The following is a 16,244-nucleotide window of genomic DNA, read 5'->3' as shown; positions in this document are numbered from 1 at the left end:
CGGCGCGACACCGGGTACACCTGCGGATACGGCGACTACGCCGCAACCGCAGTAGACTCGACAACCTTGTTTTCCGAACGTTCGCATGCCTATTGCCCTGCGTGTGTAGCGTTCGCTCGGCTCATCGCGGTGAAGGAGTTCAGTTTGCCCGACCTCACTCAGGACCGTGCCGCACGTGACGGCGCGCCCGAGCTGACCCGCGAGACCGAACAGGAACAGAAATACCTGTCGGTGCTGTACGAACGGCTCGACGAGATGCGCGACTACGCGCGCAACCGATTGCGCACCGTGCTGCTGGAATCCGGCGGCACCCCGCAGGCCCGCAGCGAACGCGAGTCGTTCAGTCAGCTCTATAACGAGGACCTCGCGAAATACGATGCGGCCGAACACGGCCTGTGTTTCGGCCGGATCGACCTCGACGACGAATATCGCTACATCGGCAGGCTCGGCATTCTCGACGAGAAAGACGACTACGAGACGCTGCTGCTCGATTGGCGCGCCCCGCTGGCCCGCCCCTTCTACCTGGCCACCACCGCGGCACCGGACGGCGTGACCCGGCGCAGGCACATCCGCTCGCGCAACCGCACGGTCACCGCGATCAACGACGAATACCTCGACCTGGATGCCGCCCGGCAGGCCGGTGCGGCCGACGGCGACGCCGGGGTGGGCGCCGAGAGCGCGCTGCTCGCCGCGCTCAATGCCGCCCGCACCGGCCACATGAACGACATCGTCGAGACCATCCAGCACGAGCAGGACGCGATCATCCGCTCGGAACACAAGAGCGTGCTGGTGGTGCAGGGCGGGCCGGGCACCGGCAAGACGGCCGTCGCGCTGCACCGCGCCGCGTATCTGCTCTACACCTACCGCCAGCAGCTGGCCAAGAGCGGCGTGCTGATCATCGGGCCGAACGCCACCTTCCTGGACTACATCGGCCAGGTGCTTCCCTCGCTCGGCGAGACCGGCGTGCTGCTGTCCACCATCGGCGACCTCTACCCGGGTGTGAAGGCCACCCGCGAGGACTCGTTGCGGGCGGGCGAGATCAAGGGCTCCCTCGACATCCTGGAGGTGCTCAAGCAGGCCGTGCGCGACCGGCAGGAGGTGCCGGGCGAACCGGTCCGGCTCAGCTTCGACGGCTATCAGGTGACCCTGGATCGCAAGATCGCCACCAGGGCGCGCGGCCGGGCCCGTTCCTCGCGGCGCCCGCACAATCTGGCCAAGCCGATCTTCACCAGCGCGGTCATCGACGCGCTCACCGAACAGCTCGCCGAGACCATGGGAGCTGATCTGTCCGGTGGTCCAGGGGGGATGGCAGGAGGCGCAGCCGACGGGGTGGGTAAGCACGGCCTGCTCAGCCGCACCGACATTGCCGAGATCCGCGACGAGATGCGGGCCGATCAGGAGATTCAGCAGGCCATCGGCAAGCTGTGGCCGCTGCTGTCCCCGCAGGACGTGCTCGCCGACCTGCTGGCCGACCCCAAGCGGCTCGACCGCGTCGCCAGCGCGCTGTCGGCGCAGGACCGGGCGGAGCTGGTGCGACCGGACAACGGTGAGTTCAGCGCCGCCGACGCTCCGCTGCTCGACGAGCTGGCCGAGCTGCTCGGCGTGGACGACACCGAGGAACGCGAACGCTCCCGGCGCCGCTGGCGGGCCCAGCTGGCCGAGGCACAAGACGCGCTGGACATCCTGACCGGTTCGGCGCCACAGGATCTCGAAGACGAGCTCGACCCGGAAATCCTGATGGCCTACGACCTGATCGACGCGAGTCAGCTCGCCGAACGCCAGGACGTGCGCGCCAGGCAGACCACCGCCGAGCGCGCGGCGGGCGACCGCACCTGGACCTATGGCCACGTCATCGTGGACGAGGCGCAGGAGCTGTCGGAGATGGCGTGGCGAATGGTGATGCGGCGCATCCCGAATCGCTGGATCACCGTGGTCGGCGATGTCGCGCAGACCGGCGACCCGGCGGGCGCGTCCTCGTGGCAGCGGGTGCTGGAACCGTATGTGGCCAAGCGGTGGAAGCTCACCGAGCTGACCGTGAACTACCGGACACCGGCCGAGATCATGGACGTGGCCGCCGACGTGCTCGCCGCGATCGATCCCGAGGCGTCCGCGCCGCGCTCGGTGCGCGACAGCGGGAACCCACCGCGCGGATATCGGGTCACCGCGGGCGAGGTGCGCGACCAGGTCGCGAAGTTGGTCGCCGGGGAGACCGGGCCCGGCACGACCGCGGTGATCGCGCCGCACACCCTGGTCGAGGAGTTGGCCGAGCTGGCTGACGCGTCGGTGCGGGTGCTGACCGTGCACGACGTGAAGGGTCTGGAGTTCGACGCGGTGTATCTGGTCGAGCCACAGGCGATCCTGGACGAATCCCCGCGCGGTCTCAACGATCTCTACGTGGCGTTGACCCGCGCCACGCAACGCCTCGGCGTGGTGCACAGCCAAGACCTGCCCGAGGTACTGAGCTCCCTGGCTTAACCCCCACCGAAGGCCCCTCCATTCCGCCCCCAGGCCAAAGGCGCCCTCCAGTCGAGACTTTCACTCGACTGAACGGCGCCTTTGATCCGTCTACCGTACTGAGGGTGCCCTTCGGTCGAACGACATCCTGGACCGAAGGGGGCCTTCGGTCGGGGTGGAGCGGCTAGCGGACGGTGTGCACGATCAGGACGTCCGAGCGGGACTTGCGGGCGACGTCCGAGGGGACGGAGCCGAGCAGGCGGCCGGTGAGGGTGTTCAGGCCGCGGTTACCGACTACGAGCAGGTCGGCGTCCACGTCCTTGAGCAGCGTGAGCAGGGACTCGACGGGCTCGCCGACGACGGCGCGCTCGACGATGTCTTGCGCGCCCGCGGCGACGGCCTTGTCCCGCGCGGTGCGCAGGATCTCGTTGGTGGGGGCGGACCCGCGCACCTGGTAGGCCTCGTCCTTGAGCACATCCGCGGCGGCGGCCACGTCGCGATCGTCGGTCGGGTAGTAAGCACACGCGATGACCAGGGTCGCGGCGGACACTCCAGCCAGCGCGGCGGCCTTCTCGACGGCGACGTACGACGAGTCCGAGCCATCAGTACCGACAACAATGGTCCGGTAGGCGGTCATACTCTCCTCCAACTGTGTCAGGGTGCCTACGCCCGGGTGCACCACCAAGACGTGCCCCGGCGCAGCGACTTGCGTCGACCCTAGCGGCAAACAGACCGGAATTAACAGAAATCGCAGCACATCACATTGCCGGTGTCCTGGCATTGGCGCCACCCGTTCGCCAGGGAATGCGGGAAGGGCATCGGCAAGCTGGGCGGACACAATTGCCCGGCCGGAAAACTGTGATGAAGCACAACCGCGACGAACGATCTTGTCCCCCTGGGATATTCGTCACATACCAGGCAGGATCGGACAGACATCAGCCCGTCGCGGCGCGCAAATCACGCGCCGGGACGGGCCGCTGGAGCCTGGGACTACCGTGCCGTTACGGCCACTGTTGGTAGTTCGCCCAGAATAAGCCGAGAATCGCTCCGATGATGTCCATGCCTTCCTCTCCCTGCAGTAAAAAGGACGCGCAATATTAGCGCGGCAAGCGGGGTCAGAGGTCGAAAAGCGGTCCGGTGATGGTCAATCCGAGGTCGTCGACATGGGCGAAGAACGCGAACAGCATCAACGCGGCGCCGGCCAGCGCCAGGTTCTTGTTGAAGTTGACCATTTCGCCCTGTTTGGCCTGCGGATCCGTTTCCTTCCAGAACTGATGCATCATCACCGCGGTCACCACCAGTAGCGCCGCGAGCAGTAGCGACCCGAGATCGGCCCACACACCCAGCAGCACCATCAGCCCGCCGAGACCGAACAGCGCCCCCGACCCCAGCACCGACAGCTTCGCCATCGGCACGCCCTTGCTCGCCGAATAGCCCGCCATCGCTTCGGTCTGCATGAAGTGCCCGACCGCCGAGCTCAGGAACAACACCGAGAACAACACCCGCCCGATCAACACCACGACATCCATGTCCAGCTCCCTCAATTGGCTGACAGTAGGTAGTGCAACATTCAACTAAGTATCCCCGGAGGTATTCCCCTGGGGCCGCGGTCGAATGGTCGAAAACGGTCGGCCCAGCAACTACGACCTGGTCGGTATGACCTTTGCCGTGACCTCGTTGCGCGAGCGTAGCGAATTCTTGGCGTATTCCAGTGGAGCCATTCCGACTTCCGCGGTGAACTCCCGCGAGAAGTGCGCCTGATCGAAGTATCCCAGTTCCGCAGCCAATGTGGCGAGATCTTCGGTACGTCCGCGGGCGAGTAGTTCGGCGCCGTCCTGCAGGCGGTACCGGCGCAGCACCCATTTCGGGCCCGCGCCGACGTAGCGGCGGAACATGCGCTGCAAGGTGCGGGTCGGCACATCGAATCGGTCGGTGATCTGATCGACCCTGGTCAGCTCCTGGTCGTTGGCCATCGCGTCGATGATGCGCAGCACCAGGCGGTAGGTCGGATCGTCGGCGGCGGCGGGCGCGGCGAAGAAGTCTTCGACGATGGCGCGGCGTTGCTCGTCGGTGGGTACGGCGAGGACGCGGTCGGCTAGGTCGTGCGCGTCGGGCATGACGTCGGCGAGTTCGACCGAGATGTCGCGGAACGAACCGACATCGAGTCCGGTGAACGCGCCGAAGCCGCCCGCGCGGAAGCGCAGGCCGAAGACCTCGCCCTCGCCGCTGAGTTCCCTGACGAATTTGGTTGTACACACGCCGTTGACGAAACCGCCTGTGCGCGTTGCGGATCGCTCGAAGGTGACGTTCACGCTCGGATAGGAGAGCACCTCGGCCCGGTACGGCGGCCTGCCGCGCAGGTCCCAGCGCACCGACCAGTGCCACTCGACGAACCGGTCCACGGCGGGGCCCGCGGGCAACCGGGCCAGCGAGCGGTACTTGGCCTGTTCGTCGGGGTGCAGGATGCCGGTGGTGTCGGCCGGTGCCGCCGGATTGCGCGGTAGCGGCCCGGAATCAGTGCCGTCGGACATGATTTCGCTCCCGTCCGGCTCCGTGTCGCGTTCTTACAAGACCAACAGTGCGCGGCCGAGCAGGATCAATGTCATGACAAACACCGTGAATCCCATTGCCGAGGGCTACCACTCCATCACCTGTTTCCTCGCGGTCGGCGACGGCAACAAGGCCATCGACTTCTACTCCGCCGTCTTCGGCGCCGAGGTGATCAGCCGCAACGACCTCCCCGACGGCCAGCCCGCCCACGCCGAACTGAAGATCGGCGACTCCACCCTGCAACTCGGCATGCCGATACCGGCCAACAACGTGCTCGCCCCGAACGGCGAATGGGTGCACACCTCGATCGTGCACTACTGCCCCGACGTCGACGACGTCATCAAGCGCGCCACAGACAACGGCGCCCGCAGCGCCGAAGCCCCCCAAACCTTCGTCACCGGAGACCGTTTCGCCGTAGTAATCGACCCCTTCGGCCACCGCTGGGCAGTGATAACCAAGGTCGAAGACGTCCCCCGCGAAGAAGCCGAACGCCGAGTAAACGAATGGATGGCCACCCAAACCTAACCCACCCCACCCCCAAAAATCCGCACCCTTTGCCGCGCCAGACACGGTGTGTCCCACGGCAAGTCGGGGTGCGGATCCCAAGAGAGGGTGCGGGAAAACAGCCAGCCCACGGCTCACACCACCGCCCAAGCTGCACGCCAGGCCCACGATAGGGCCCACTCCCGCACCCACCTCCACGCCGGACACGGCGTGCCCCACAGCAAGCCGGGGTGCAGATCCCGAAAGAGAGGCAGGTATACGGCACGCACTACCGCCCAGGCTGCGCGCCGGACACACGGTAGACAACACCCCCGCACCCACTTCCGCGCCGGAGACGTTGCGTCGCACGATAGGTCGAGGTGCGGATCCCGAGAGAGAGTGCGGGAACACAGCATGCACTCGATCCACAGCACCATCCAGCCCGCATGTCGGGCGCTCACTAAACCTCGCCCCCGCACAACATCCAGCGCCAGACACAGTGTGTCGCACCACAATTCGGTACGCGGAACCCCAGGGGAAGTGGGGGAATACAGCAGGCACGCGGCTCGCACCACCGCCCAGCCGACACGTCGGTCCCACGTTAGACCGCACTCCCGCACCCACTACCGCGCCCGACACGGCGTGTCGCACGGCAAGTCCGGGTGCAGATCCCGAAAGAGAGTGCGGGAATACAGCAAGCCTTCGGCTCGGTGCCTGCCCATCCGGCCCGGGCGGCGGAGGGACCGCTGCGCTCAACTCAGTCCGGCGGCGTCCATGCCGCGCAGTTCTTTCTTGAGGTCGGCTATCTCGTCGCGGAGGCGGCCTGCGAGTTCGAATTGGAGTTCGCGGGCTGCGTTCATCATTTGGGCGGTGAGCTCTTTGACCAGGTCGGCGAGTTCGGCGCGGGGCATCGACTTGATGTCGCGGCCCTCGTAGACGCCGGCGCTGACCGCGCGGCCGGGTTCGCCTTGGGCGCGGCGGCCTCGGCTGGAGTTGCGGCCGGAGCCGCCGACTTCGACCTCGGTCTCGTCGGCCTCTTTGTATACCTGGTCGAGGATGTCGGCGATCTTCTTGCGCAACGGTTTCGGGTCGATGCCCATTTCGGTGTTGTAGGCGACCTGCTTGGCTCGGCGGCGATCGGTCTCGTCGATCGCGTGCCGCATCGAGTCGGTGATCTTGTCGGCGTACATGTGCACCTCGCCGGAGACGTTGCGCGCCGCGCGGCCGATCGTCTGGATCAGGCTGGTGCTGCTGCGCAGGAAGCCTTCCTTGTCCGCGTCGAGGATCGCGACCAGCGACACCTCGGGCAGGTCGAGACCCTCACGCAGCAGGTTGATGCCGACCAGCACGTCGTACTCGCCGAGGCGCAACTGCCGCAGCAGTTCCACGCGACGCAACGTGTCGATCTCCGAGTGCAGGTACCGCACCCGCACGCCCAACCCGAGCAGATAATCGGTGAGGTCCTCGGACATCTTCTTGGTGAGCGTGGTGACCAGCACTCGCTCGTTCTTCTCGGTGCGCAGCCGGATCTCGTGCACCAGGTCGTCGATCTGGCCCTTGGTCGGCTTCACCACCACCTTCGGATCGACCAGCCCGGTCGGGCGGATGACCTGCTCGACGACCTCGCCGCCGACCTGGCCCAGTTCGTACGGACCGGGGGTGGCCGACAGGTACACCGCCTGACCGATCCGGTCGGCGAACTCCTCCCAGGTGAGCGGCCGGTTATCTACCGCGGACGGCAGCCGGAAGCCGAATTCGACCAGGTTGCGCTTGCGCGACATGTCGCCCTCGTACATGCCGCCGATCTGCGGCACCGTCACGTGCGACTCGTCGATGACGAGCAGGAAATCGTCGGGGAAGTAGTCGAGCAGCGTCGCGGGCGCCGACCCGGCCGGGCGTCCGTCGATGTGCCGCGAGTAGTTCTCGATGCCGGAGCAGAAGCCGACCTGCCGGATCATCTCCAGGTCGTACTGGGTTCGCATGCGCAGCCGCTGGGCCTCGAGCAGTTTGCCCTGCCGTTCCAGCTCGGCCAGCCGCACTTCCAGTTCGGCCTCGATGTCGCGCACCGCGCGCTCCATCCGGTCCGGGCCCGCCACGTAGTGGGTGGCCGGGAAGATGCGCAGCATGTCGACCTGGCGGACCACGTCGCCGGTGAGCGGGTGCAGGTAGTACAGCGCCTCGATCTCGTCACCGAAGAACTCGATGCGGACCGCCAGCTCCTCGTAGGACGGGATGATCTCGACGGTGTCGCCGCGCACCCGGAACGAACCGCGGGTGAACGCCATGTCGTTGCGGGTGTACTGCACATCGACCAGCAGCCGCAGCAGCGCGTCGCGGTCGACCTCGCCGCCGACCTCGAGCTGCACGGACCGATCGAGGTAGGACTGCGGGGTGCCGAGGCCGTAGATGCAGGACACCGACGCGACCACCACGACGTCGCGCCGGGACAGCAGGCTAGATGTCGCCGAGTGCCGCAGCCGCTCGACGTCGTCGTTGATCGAGCTGTCCTTCTCGATGTAGGTGTCGGTCTGCGCGATGTACGCCTCGGGTTGGTAGTAGTCGTAGTAGGAGACGAAGTACTCGACGGCGTTGTTCGGCAGCATCTCCCGCAGCTCGTTGGCCAGCTGCGCGGCGAGGGTCTTGTTCGGCGCCATCACCAGCGTCGGGCGCTGTAGCCGCTCGATGAGCCAGGCGGTGGTGGCCGACTTGCCGGTGCCGGTGGCGCCGAGCAGGACGACGTCGCGCTCCCCCGCCTTGATCCGGCGTTCCAGCTCCTCGATGGCGGCGGGCTGATCACCGGCGGGCACGTGCTCGCTGACCACCTGGAAGCGCGCGTCGCTGCGCTCGATCTCGCCGACGGGCCGGTGCTCGGAGTGGGCGAGCGGTGTCTCGCCCGCGACCCTCTCCTCGTAGCCTTCCGTCGGAATCTCGGTTGCGAATGCCATGCTCACCAGCCTAAGCCCAGCCACCGACAGATTTCCTCGGTCGCGCGGTCGGTGGCTGCCACGACACGCGGACCCCGGGCGGTGGCGTTCGCCGAGTCCCGCTAGTAAAACCCCGGCCGAACATCCCCAATTCCCGGGTGCGATAAACCTGCGACGGGTAAGTTTTACCGGACCAATACCAGGCTTTACCGGGACAATACCGTTTCACTCTCAGGCGTCGTTATGTGTCCGAAATGTCCCTTGCGCCAACACATTTCGTATCCAAAAACATATCGCGCCAATCCGCCCGATCACCATTTACCGGGTGTACTCTGACGTGGTTGTTCGGACAACAAAGTTCGGATGTGGCGAAGGACTAGAGCCATGAGAGGTCTGATTCCATTGCTCAATACCGTGCCGACCACCGGCTTCGCAGGCAGTATCGCTCGACACATCCGTGCCGCGGTACCCGGTCTCCATCACAACGTCGCCGTCCCGCCGAACACCGCGTTACCGCCCGGCCATCCGCCGCATCGACCGCACGTCGAGTTCTTCAACCTGGCGGAGCACACCAGCACCGACAGCAAGGGCTTCGTCCGCCAGGTCGAGCGCTACCACCACGAACCGTGGGGCGTATATATGGCGCGCATCGTGCCCGTCCCGCACCACCACTACCTGGAGTCCTGGCTGCTGCCCGAGCTCTCGCTGCGGGTCACCTGTGCCCGGCGCAACCCGGCGCACCACATCGACCACGACTTCCACCTCGATATCGGCGAGTTCACCCAGGTCGCGCCGAAGCGCTGGAAGGCCGTCGACCACTACCTCGACATCGAGGTACATCGCGGCCACCGCGTCGAACTGCTCGGCGTCGACGACCTGCTGGCCGCCCACGCGGCCGGTTTGGTGGACACAGCGCAGGCGCACCGGGCCTTCGAGTGCGCCACGGCCGCACTGGACGGGCTCGCCGCCAACGACCACTGCGTCGAGGACTGGCTCGCCACCCAGGGCATCACGCTCACCTGGATGTAACCGGCACGCCACTCGACTCCGACGTCGGGGCGGTAGATTCTGAATGCATGACGCAGGCACCCTCTGTTGACGTGCATCGGCCCAAGGTCGAGTACTTCGACCTCACGGACCTGACGAACACGGATCCGAAAGGATTCGTGCGGCCGGTCGAGCAGTACCACGTGGAGCCGTGGGGCCTGTACATGGCGCGAACCTCCGACCATGAACAGTTCCACTACATCGAATCGTGGCTGCTGCCCGACTTGGCGCTGCGCGCCTCGATCTTCCACTACCACCCGGAGCATCAGCGGGATCAGGACTTCTACCTCGACCTCGGCGAGTTCGGTCAGGTAGCGCCCGACCGGTGGAAGTCGGTGGACCACTATCTGGACATCATCGTGCGCACCGGTCGCAACACCGAGTTGCTCGACGTCGACGAGCTGCTCGCCGCGCACGCGGCCGGCCTGCTCACCGCAGTCCAGGCGCAGGCCGCCATCGAAACCGCCACCACCACCATCGACGGCATCGCCGCCAACGACTACCGCCTCGAGCACTGGCTCGCGCAGCGCGGCATCACGCTCATTTGGAAATAGCGGAAGCGACGAATCACCCAACGCGACAACGGATCTCAGAGGTACACGGGTAACCCGGTCGAGTAACGGCTAACTCATTCGTCGCATCGCCGCCAGGCGCCGACGACATTGTCCCGCACCTGAGTCCGGCCTGATTTCGCGGGCGGCGGACGAGCTGCTAGCGATCCCGCCACGCGAGCATGCGCGGGTAGGCGGCGGCGAACCATGGTTCCTTGACGTCGATGTACGCGGTCATCGCGTCCGGACCGGCCGATCCTGCCGCTTTCGCCTCCGCCGCGCGCTTCAGCTCGAGGTATTCGGCGCGCGCGTCGGCGTCGGCGCGCAGCCAGTCACGAAATAGCAGGGCGTACTCCTGCCCCGGTGAACCTGCCACGCGAACATGGACATTCGCGAGTCGGCCGGGGTCGGCGTTCTGGTGGTAGCGCTTGGTCCACAACGTGACGTCCGTCCCCGCCGGATCCTGCGGTGTCGGTCGCGGACAGTCCTCGGTAACCTCCGGCCGAACCGGAAAACCCGCCGCGCCCAACGCATCTCGCAGTCCGTCGGCGACGGCCAGGTCTGCGACGGTGATCTGCAGATCGATCACATCCTTGGCGGGCAGGTCCGGCACCGCGGTCGATCCGATGTGGTCGATCCGCGTCGCGGAGGCGCCGCACGCCACCCACAGCCGGGCGATGAGCCGCTGCGCCTGCACACCCCATTCCGGGTTCGCGGGCACGACCCGTATTTCTTTCCGGCGTGCGGGTGTCCCGGTGCGCAGGTTGTGCTCGAACGGCACCAACCGTTCCCGCCACAACTGCCGGACCCCGCCCTCGATCGCCGCCGGCGCCCCACTGTTGTCGAGCAACACATCGGCGACCGCACGCCGCTGCTCATCGGTGGCCTGCGCGGCTATACGCGCACGGGCGTCGGCTTCGGCGACGCCACGGAATTCGACGAGTCGGCGCAATCGAGTTTCCGCATCGACATCGACGACAATAACCAGATTCATCAATGGCGCGAGACCATTTTCGACCAGCAATGGAATATCTTGCACGACAATGGCGTCGCGCGGTGCCGCCGAAATGAGTTCGGCGGTGCGTTTACCCACCAGCGGATGCGTTATCGAGTTCAAGGTCGCGCGCGATTCGTCGTCGGCGAATGCCTTGGCCGCCAATGCCGGTCGGTCCAGGCTGCCGTCGGCCGCTAGAATCTCGCCGCCGAACGCCGCGACGAGCGCCGCGAGGCCCTCGGTACCTGGCGCGACGACCTCCCTGGCGATCAGGTCGGAGTCGACGATCACCGCACCGAAGTCGGCGAGAATCCGCGCCACCGTCGACTTGCCCGCTCCCATGCCTCCGGTGAGGCCGATCCGCAACATTCGACCAGTCTCGCATCCTTCGATCGGCGGCGGACTCACCACCCGCCCGCCCACACCGCCGGACAGTGCCGCAAGGACCGACGTTCGACTATGGCGACACAGTCGAGCTGGTTACCCATCCGGGCCGCGGTTTCCACCTGCCACCGCCGTAATTGCCCGATCCGTGACGAGGCCGAGACCATCTCGCAACAATTCCGGCCGGACCGGGTTCATCGGCGACAACTTTCCGACACGCCGGGGCAATTACTTGCGCAAAATACTCTGCGTGGCACATTCGTTCGGCTAATCTTCGCCCTGGCGATCGGAGCGCCAGCACCAGCAAGCAAAGGAACACCATTGGGCACCAGAATGAACCAGACGGCTCGCCACCGCCTGGGTATGGCGGGCGGCATGCACTGCATCCACATCCCCGCCGTCGCGGCCGCGTTAGCCGAACACCGCCGCACATGGTTCAGCGCACTGCTCAGCCCGGCTCGACATAGCTTCGCCGCTATGCGAAAACGCTCCGTCGTCCCGTCCGTCCGGTGGGTGCCCGCCACCGCAAGCTGACCTGAGACTTCGAGAACTGGTTCGAGAAGTGGCCCAGCCCCCGCCAGGGCTGGGCCACTCTCATGCCCGAATCAACCCGCTCGGCTTGCGCCGGGTCCCGGGTTGCTGTGTCGGCATCGAATTCGGCGGAACCGGATAGGGAATCCCGGTCGTCGCCGTACCCAACGCGATATTCGGGCCGCATTGGGCGACCGCGGCATCCATTTTCGGTTTCGGATCGGGCAGCACCGGTTTCGCGATATTCGGTGCCGAGCCGAAATCGAAGGCGGAGGTCATATCGCCGGTGACGCCGCGTCGCCACGCGGTCACATTCGGCACCTCCACTCCGAACCTGGTTTCCAGCAGTCGCAGCTGTGAGGTGTGGTCGAAGGTCTCCGAGGCGACGAGCCCGCCCCGGGTGTACGGCGAAATCACCAGCGCGGGAACGCGGTAGCCCAAACCTATCGGACCGGCGATGCCCTTCGCGGCGGACACGCGGTCCAGCGGCACGGTGAGGAACTCGCCAGGGGTACCCGGCGGCGGGGTCGGCGGGGTGACGTGGTCGAAGAAGCCGCCGTTCTCGTCGTAACTGATGATGAGCGCGGTTTTCTCCCACACCTTCGGGTTCGAGGTGAGGATGTCGAGCAGCTGCACGATGCCGAACGCGCCGAATGCCGCTGGCAGCGCGGGATGTTCGCAGTTCAGCAGCGACGGGATCACCCAGGACACCGCGGGCAGCGTGTCATTGGCGACGTCGGCCTGAAAGTCGTTGGGGTACACCGGCGCCATGCCGCGGCGCGCCAATTCCGAGTTCGGGTCGGCGGATTGGGTGAAGCAGCCGAGCATGCCGTCGAGGATCACCGAGGAGAGCGGGCCGACGTCGCGGTTGTTGTAGACCTTCCAGCTGACGCCCGCTTCGGACAGGTTCTCCGGGTAGGTGCGCCAGCTGTAGACGTGCTGCGGAATCAATTTCGGGGTTTCCACCAGCGGGCCGCCCGCGAGGCCGTCCGGGTCGATGGTGCCGCTGATCCAGTACAGCCGGTTCGGGTCGGTGGGGCCGAGCACCGAGCAGTGGTAGTTGTCGCACAGCGTGAAGGCGTCGGCGAGCGCGGTGTGGATCGGAATGTCTTCGGGCAGGTAGTAACCCATCGCCGCGGGCGCGTTGGCCGCTCCGACGCTGGCCACCGACATCGGCATCCACTGGTCGTTGCGGCCGCCGTTCCAGGATCGGTGCATGCCCTCCCAGGAGTGGTCCGGGTCGTTGATGCATTCGCCGTCGAGCGTGGCGCCGCGAGTGGTGTCGAGGCGGAAGGGATTCACGTAGCCGTCGGGGCCGGGGCCCGCGCCGGGCGTCCAGCCGTACTGCCGCCACGCCGTCGACGGGTCGTCGAAGCCGCGCACGCCGGACAGGGTGCCGAAATAGTGGTCGAAGGAGCGGTTTTCCTGCATCAGCAACACGAAGTGCTCGATATCGCCGAGGCCGCCCATCCCCGCGGGGTCGGCGGCGTAGGCCCGCTCGATGATCGGGTTGGCCCATGAGGCCAACGCGCCCACCGCACCGGCCGCCGCCGCCTTCGCTAGGAATTGTCTGCGATTGAGCCCACTGAATGGCCCCGCTGCGCACATGTCTTCGGCCGACCTTTCCGCCAGGGCTGTCGAGCAGAGTTTCGCGATCCGCGCCGACCATACCCGACGTGCTGCGACGCCGCAGAGAAAGATCGTTTAGCCGAGCCGCGAAGTGAGCAGAACCACGGTGCGGGTTGGCGATTCCTGAATGGTTGCCCGATAGCTGCCCGAAACATCATACCGTTCTGCGCGTTTCACCCGTTTTGCCCGCTTTCATCCCACGGCGGATACGGATTCCCGCGCGGGCGTGGCCAAGTCGGCGGCGCCACGCCGAAACCTGCGCCACACCAAAAACGCGGTGGCACCGAAGCCGAGGCACAGGCCGAGCCAGATGCCGGGCGCGCGCCACCCCAGACCGAAACCGAAGATGGCCATGGCGGGCACACCGATCGCGAAGTAGCCGATCAGCGTGCTCTGCATCCCCGCCTTGGTATTTCCGATGCCACGCAGCAGCCCGATGGAAAGGTTTTGCGAGCCTTTGCAGTACTGCTGGACGATGGCGAACCACAGCAGGGTCGAGGCAGCGGCGACGACCGCGGTGTCGTCGTGGTGCGAGCCGAGGAACGGCGCGAGCACCGCGCTGGGGAACAGGACGTAGCCGAGGCCGACCACGGTCATGAAGGCGAAGCCGAGGGTAAAGGTGCGGCGGGCGATGTCCGCCACCGCAGGTCGGTCACCCTGCCCGATCGTGCGACTCACCAGGATCGAAGAGCCTTGGGAGAGACCGATATTGACCTGGTAGACGATGTAGGCCAGTTGGTTGACGATATTGCTCGCGGCCAGCGCCACCGGCCCGAAGCCGCCCATCAGTACCGCGGCGATGGAGGTGATCGCCGCCTCCGCACCGTAGGTCAACGAGATCGGCGTACCCATCCTGACAATTCGCGTGATGGTTGCTCGGTCCGCCTGCCACGCCCGCAGGGACAGCAGATCGCCGAGCAGCGGGTCGCGTTTGACGGATCGTAGATAGAGACCGAAGGTCCATAGCTGAACGAGGGTGGTGGACAGGCCGATTCCGGCCAGGCCGAGTTTCGGGACGCCGAGCCAGCCGAAGATGAACAGCGCGTTCAGTATTGCGTTGACGCCGATCGACAACAGCGTCACTCGTAAGAGCGAACCCGCGCGGCGCAGGCCGACGGCGAACTGCCGCAACACGTTCGACCACAACATCGGGATCAGGCCTGGTGCGAGCGTCCACATGATCGGGCGCCCCAGTTCCAGGACAGCGGGATCCTGGCCGAGCCACCGCAGCGCGTAGCCGAGCGCGATCAGGATCAGCGCGCCTGCCGTCGCGGTCAGGGTGGCCACGAATGCCGCGGCGCGGACGAACCCGCGGATCTCCGCGCGTGCCTGATCATCGATATCGCCACGACCGGTGCGCTTTTCGCTACCTCCGACCGCCTCCGCGATCATGTTCCCGACGCCGGTGATCATGCCGACGCACATGGTGCGCAGCTGGTTGTACAGCAGCAGCGCGAGACCGCCCGCGGCCACGGACGCGACACCGAGCAGTCCCATCATCGCCAGATCGACGGTGGTCAGCGCCACCTGGGCGAGCTGAATTCCGGCGATCGGGGCGGCCAGCGCGATGATGGCTCGATACGGTCGAACGTTCATCGGACCTAAGCTCCCGTCTGCTCGACGTTGCCTGCCGCCAGCCGTACCGATTCGTCGTATGCCCGGCAGAGCCTGATGATTCGCTGCTGCGCCGCACGGTCGTAGAGGCCGCGCTCGTGCAGCCAGTCATCGTCGTACACGGTGTCGAGGTACTTCTCCCCCGCGTCGCACACCAGCACGATCACCGTGCTGCCCGCGGGCACCTGCACGAGGCGGCGCAGCGCCACCTGGATTGCGGCGCCGCCGGTTCCGCCGACCAGGATGCCGGTGCGCCGGGCGACCACCCGCGCGGTGGCGAACGCGTCGATGTCGCGGACGCGGCAGTCCTCGTCGATGGCGTCGTATTTCACGTTGCCGCCCACCGGGAATCCGGCGGGGCTGCCCGCGCCGGTCTGCCAGTAGCCGGCGCCCGCGCCACCGAAGATGATGGAGCCGGTGGGCTCGACACCGAGTGCGTGCACGCGGGAGCCGAGCCTGCGGAGCTCTTCGACTGTGCCGCAGAGGGATCCACCGGTGCCGACCGCCCCGACGAGGTAGTCGACGTCGGTGTTCAGGTCGGCGAGGAGTTCACGGGCGAGGCCGCGGTAGCCCGCGTTGTTGTGCGGATTGTTGTGCTGGTCCGGACGATAGGCGCCGGTGCGTGCGGCGATCTCGGCGGCGATCCGCCTGCGTTCGACGGTGCTCGGTCCGCCGCTGGTGCCGCTGTCCACCGAAACCAGCTGGGCACCCATCGCTTTCATGGCGCGCAGCTTGTCTTTGGCGGCATGGTCGTCGACAACGGCGGTGAAGCTGTAGCCGCGTTCCAGGGCCATTAGCGCGAGTCCGGTGCCGGTGTTGCCGGAAGTCGGTTCGACGATGTGCCCGCCGGGGCGTAATTCGCCGCTGCGTTCGGCCTGCAGCACCATCTCGCGTGCCATCCGGACCTTCGCGGACCCCGTGGGGTTGAACTGCCCCAGCTTCAGCAGCAGGCGGGTGCCGGTGCCGGTGCGAATCAGTTCGAGCAGCGGGGTGGAGCCGATGAGTTCGGAGGCGGCGCGAACGATGTTCTCGCCGCGCCGAGGCAACTGGGTGGTCAGCGGTCGTGGTAGCACCGCATGTGTG

The 16,244-nt window shown here is 66.6% G+C and carries 13 protein-coding genes; 5 read left to right on the top strand and 8 right to left on the bottom strand.

The window, feature by feature from the left end:
• Positions 1–144 precede the first annotated feature (144 nt).
• Positions 145–2,475: a HelD family protein gene (locus ACIBCN_RS04430; protein ID WP_396990030.1), complete on the top strand. Its 2,331-nt coding sequence runs from the start codon at positions 145–147 to the stop codon at positions 2,473–2,475.
• A 163-nt stretch (positions 2,476–2,638) separates the two neighbouring features.
• On the opposite strand, the gene ACIBCN_RS04425 is transcribed toward ACIBCN_RS04430, so the two are convergent.
• The 3 genes from ACIBCN_RS04425 to ACIBCN_RS04415 all read right to left on the bottom strand — a co-directional run bounded on the left by ACIBCN_RS04425 (position 2,639) and on the right by ACIBCN_RS04415 (position 4,985).
• Positions 2,639–3,091, bottom strand: coding sequence for a universal stress protein (locus tag ACIBCN_RS04425; protein ID WP_396990029.1), 453 nt, complete (start codon positions 3,089–3,091; stop codon positions 2,639–2,641).
• A gap of 478 nt (positions 3,092–3,569) precedes the next feature.
• Complete coding sequence (locus ACIBCN_RS04420; protein WP_396990028.1) at positions 3,570–3,998, bottom strand: DoxX family membrane protein; 429 nt, start codon at positions 3,996–3,998, stop codon at positions 3,570–3,572.
• A gap of 96 nt (positions 3,999–4,094) precedes the next feature.
• On the bottom strand, positions 4,095–4,985 hold the full coding sequence (locus tag ACIBCN_RS04415; RefSeq protein ID WP_396990027.1) for a helix-turn-helix domain-containing protein: 891 nt from the start codon (positions 4,983–4,985) through the stop codon (positions 4,095–4,097).
• 73 nt (positions 4,986–5,058) lie between these two features.
• Between ACIBCN_RS04415 and ACIBCN_RS04410 the strand changes: the two genes are divergently transcribed.
• The gene (locus tag ACIBCN_RS04410) at positions 5,059–5,529 is read left to right on the top strand and encodes a VOC family protein (RefSeq protein WP_396990026.1); all 471 of its coding nucleotides are present in this window, start codon (positions 5,059–5,061) and stop codon (positions 5,527–5,529) included.
• A 710-nt stretch (positions 5,530–6,239) separates the two neighbouring features.
• Here ACIBCN_RS04410 and uvrB read toward each other — a convergent pair.
• A complete protein-coding gene (uvrB, locus tag ACIBCN_RS04405) occupies positions 6,240–8,432 on the bottom strand; it encodes an excinuclease ABC subunit UvrB (RefSeq protein WP_396990025.1) in 2,193 nt (730 codons plus the stop codon).
• Positions 8,433–8,795: 363 nt separating this feature from the next.
• Between uvrB and ACIBCN_RS04400 the strand changes: the two genes are divergently transcribed.
• Both ACIBCN_RS04400 and ACIBCN_RS04395 read left to right on the top strand, forming a co-directional pair.
• Positions 8,796–9,440, top strand: coding sequence for a DUF402 domain-containing protein (locus ACIBCN_RS04400; protein WP_396990024.1), 645 nt, complete (start codon positions 8,796–8,798; stop codon positions 9,438–9,440).
• 47 nt (positions 9,441–9,487) lie between these two features.
• Positions 9,488–10,012, top strand: a complete 525-nt coding sequence (locus tag ACIBCN_RS04395) for a DUF402 domain-containing protein (protein WP_396990023.1) — start codon at positions 9,488–9,490, stop codon at positions 10,010–10,012.
• 157 nt (positions 10,013–10,169) lie between these two features.
• On the opposite strand, the gene coaE is transcribed toward ACIBCN_RS04395, so the two are convergent.
• Positions 10,170–11,372: a dephospho-CoA kinase gene (gene coaE, locus ACIBCN_RS04390; RefSeq protein WP_396990022.1), complete on the bottom strand. Its 1,203-nt coding sequence runs from the start codon at positions 11,370–11,372 to the stop codon at positions 10,170–10,172.
• A gap of 336 nt (positions 11,373–11,708) precedes the next feature.
• On the opposite strand from coaE, the gene ACIBCN_RS04385 reads away from it, so the two are divergent.
• Complete coding sequence (locus tag ACIBCN_RS04385; protein ID WP_396990200.1) at positions 11,709–11,921, top strand: hypothetical protein; 213 nt, start codon at positions 11,709–11,711, stop codon at positions 11,919–11,921.
• A gap of 60 nt (positions 11,922–11,981) precedes the next feature.
• Here the strand turns inward: ACIBCN_RS04385 and ACIBCN_RS04380 are convergent, their stop codons facing one another.
• The 3 genes from ACIBCN_RS04380 to ACIBCN_RS04370 all read right to left on the bottom strand — a co-directional run bounded on the left by ACIBCN_RS04380 (position 11,982) and on the right by ACIBCN_RS04370 (position 16,234).
• Positions 11,982–13,526: a phospholipase C gene (locus tag ACIBCN_RS04380; protein ID WP_396990021.1), complete on the bottom strand. Its 1,545-nt coding sequence runs from the start codon at positions 13,524–13,526 to the stop codon at positions 11,982–11,984.
• A gap of 213 nt (positions 13,527–13,739) precedes the next feature.
• Positions 13,740–15,143, bottom strand: a complete 1,404-nt coding sequence (locus ACIBCN_RS04375) for an MATE family efflux transporter (protein ID WP_396990020.1) — start codon at positions 15,141–15,143, stop codon at positions 13,740–13,742.
• Positions 15,144–15,148: 5 nt separating this feature from the next.
• Positions 15,149–16,234: a PLP-dependent cysteine synthase family protein gene (locus ACIBCN_RS04370; RefSeq protein ID WP_396990019.1), complete on the bottom strand. Its 1,086-nt coding sequence runs from the start codon at positions 16,232–16,234 to the stop codon at positions 15,149–15,151.
• Positions 16,235–16,244 lie beyond the last annotated feature (10 nt).

The sequence above is a fragment of the Nocardia sp. NPDC051052 genome (genome assembly GCF_044456045.1).
Classification (GTDB): domain Bacteria; phylum Actinomycetota; class Actinomycetes; order Mycobacteriales; family Mycobacteriaceae; genus Nocardia.
The sequence above is the reverse complement of the archived record's forward strand: the minus strand, read 5'-3'. Positions and strand labels throughout refer to the sequence as shown.

Bases quoted from the DNA above. Each gene is read 5' to 3' on its own strand.
- ACIBCN_RS04410 (WP_396990026.1), top strand. From the start codon at position 5,059: ATGACAAACACCGTGAATCCCATTGCCGAGGGCTACCACTCCATCACC.
- ACIBCN_RS04375 (WP_396990020.1), bottom strand. From the start codon at position 15,143: ATGAACGTTCGACCGTATCGAGCCATCATCGCGCTGGCCGCCCCGATC.
- ACIBCN_RS04425 (WP_396990029.1), bottom strand. From the start codon at position 3,091: ATGACCGCCTACCGGACCATTGTTGTCGGTACTGATGGCTCGGACTCG.
- uvrB (WP_396990025.1), bottom strand. From the start codon at position 8,432: ATGGCATTCGCAACCGAGATTCCGACGGAAGGCTACGAGGAGAGGGTC.
- ACIBCN_RS04395 (WP_396990023.1), top strand. From the start codon at position 9,488: ATGACGCAGGCACCCTCTGTTGACGTGCATCGGCCCAAGGTCGAGTAC.
- ACIBCN_RS04380 (WP_396990021.1), bottom strand. From the start codon at position 13,526: ATGTGCGCAGCGGGGCCATTCAGTGGGCTCAATCGCAGACAATTCCTA.
- ACIBCN_RS04400 (WP_396990024.1), top strand. From the start codon at position 8,796: ATGAGAGGTCTGATTCCATTGCTCAATACCGTGCCGACCACCGGCTTC.
- ACIBCN_RS04415 (WP_396990027.1), bottom strand. From the start codon at position 4,985: ATGTCCGACGGCACTGATTCCGGGCCGCTACCGCGCAATCCGGCGGCA.
- coaE (WP_396990022.1), bottom strand. From the start codon at position 11,372: ATGTTGCGGATCGGCCTCACCGGAGGCATGGGAGCGGGCAAGTCGACG.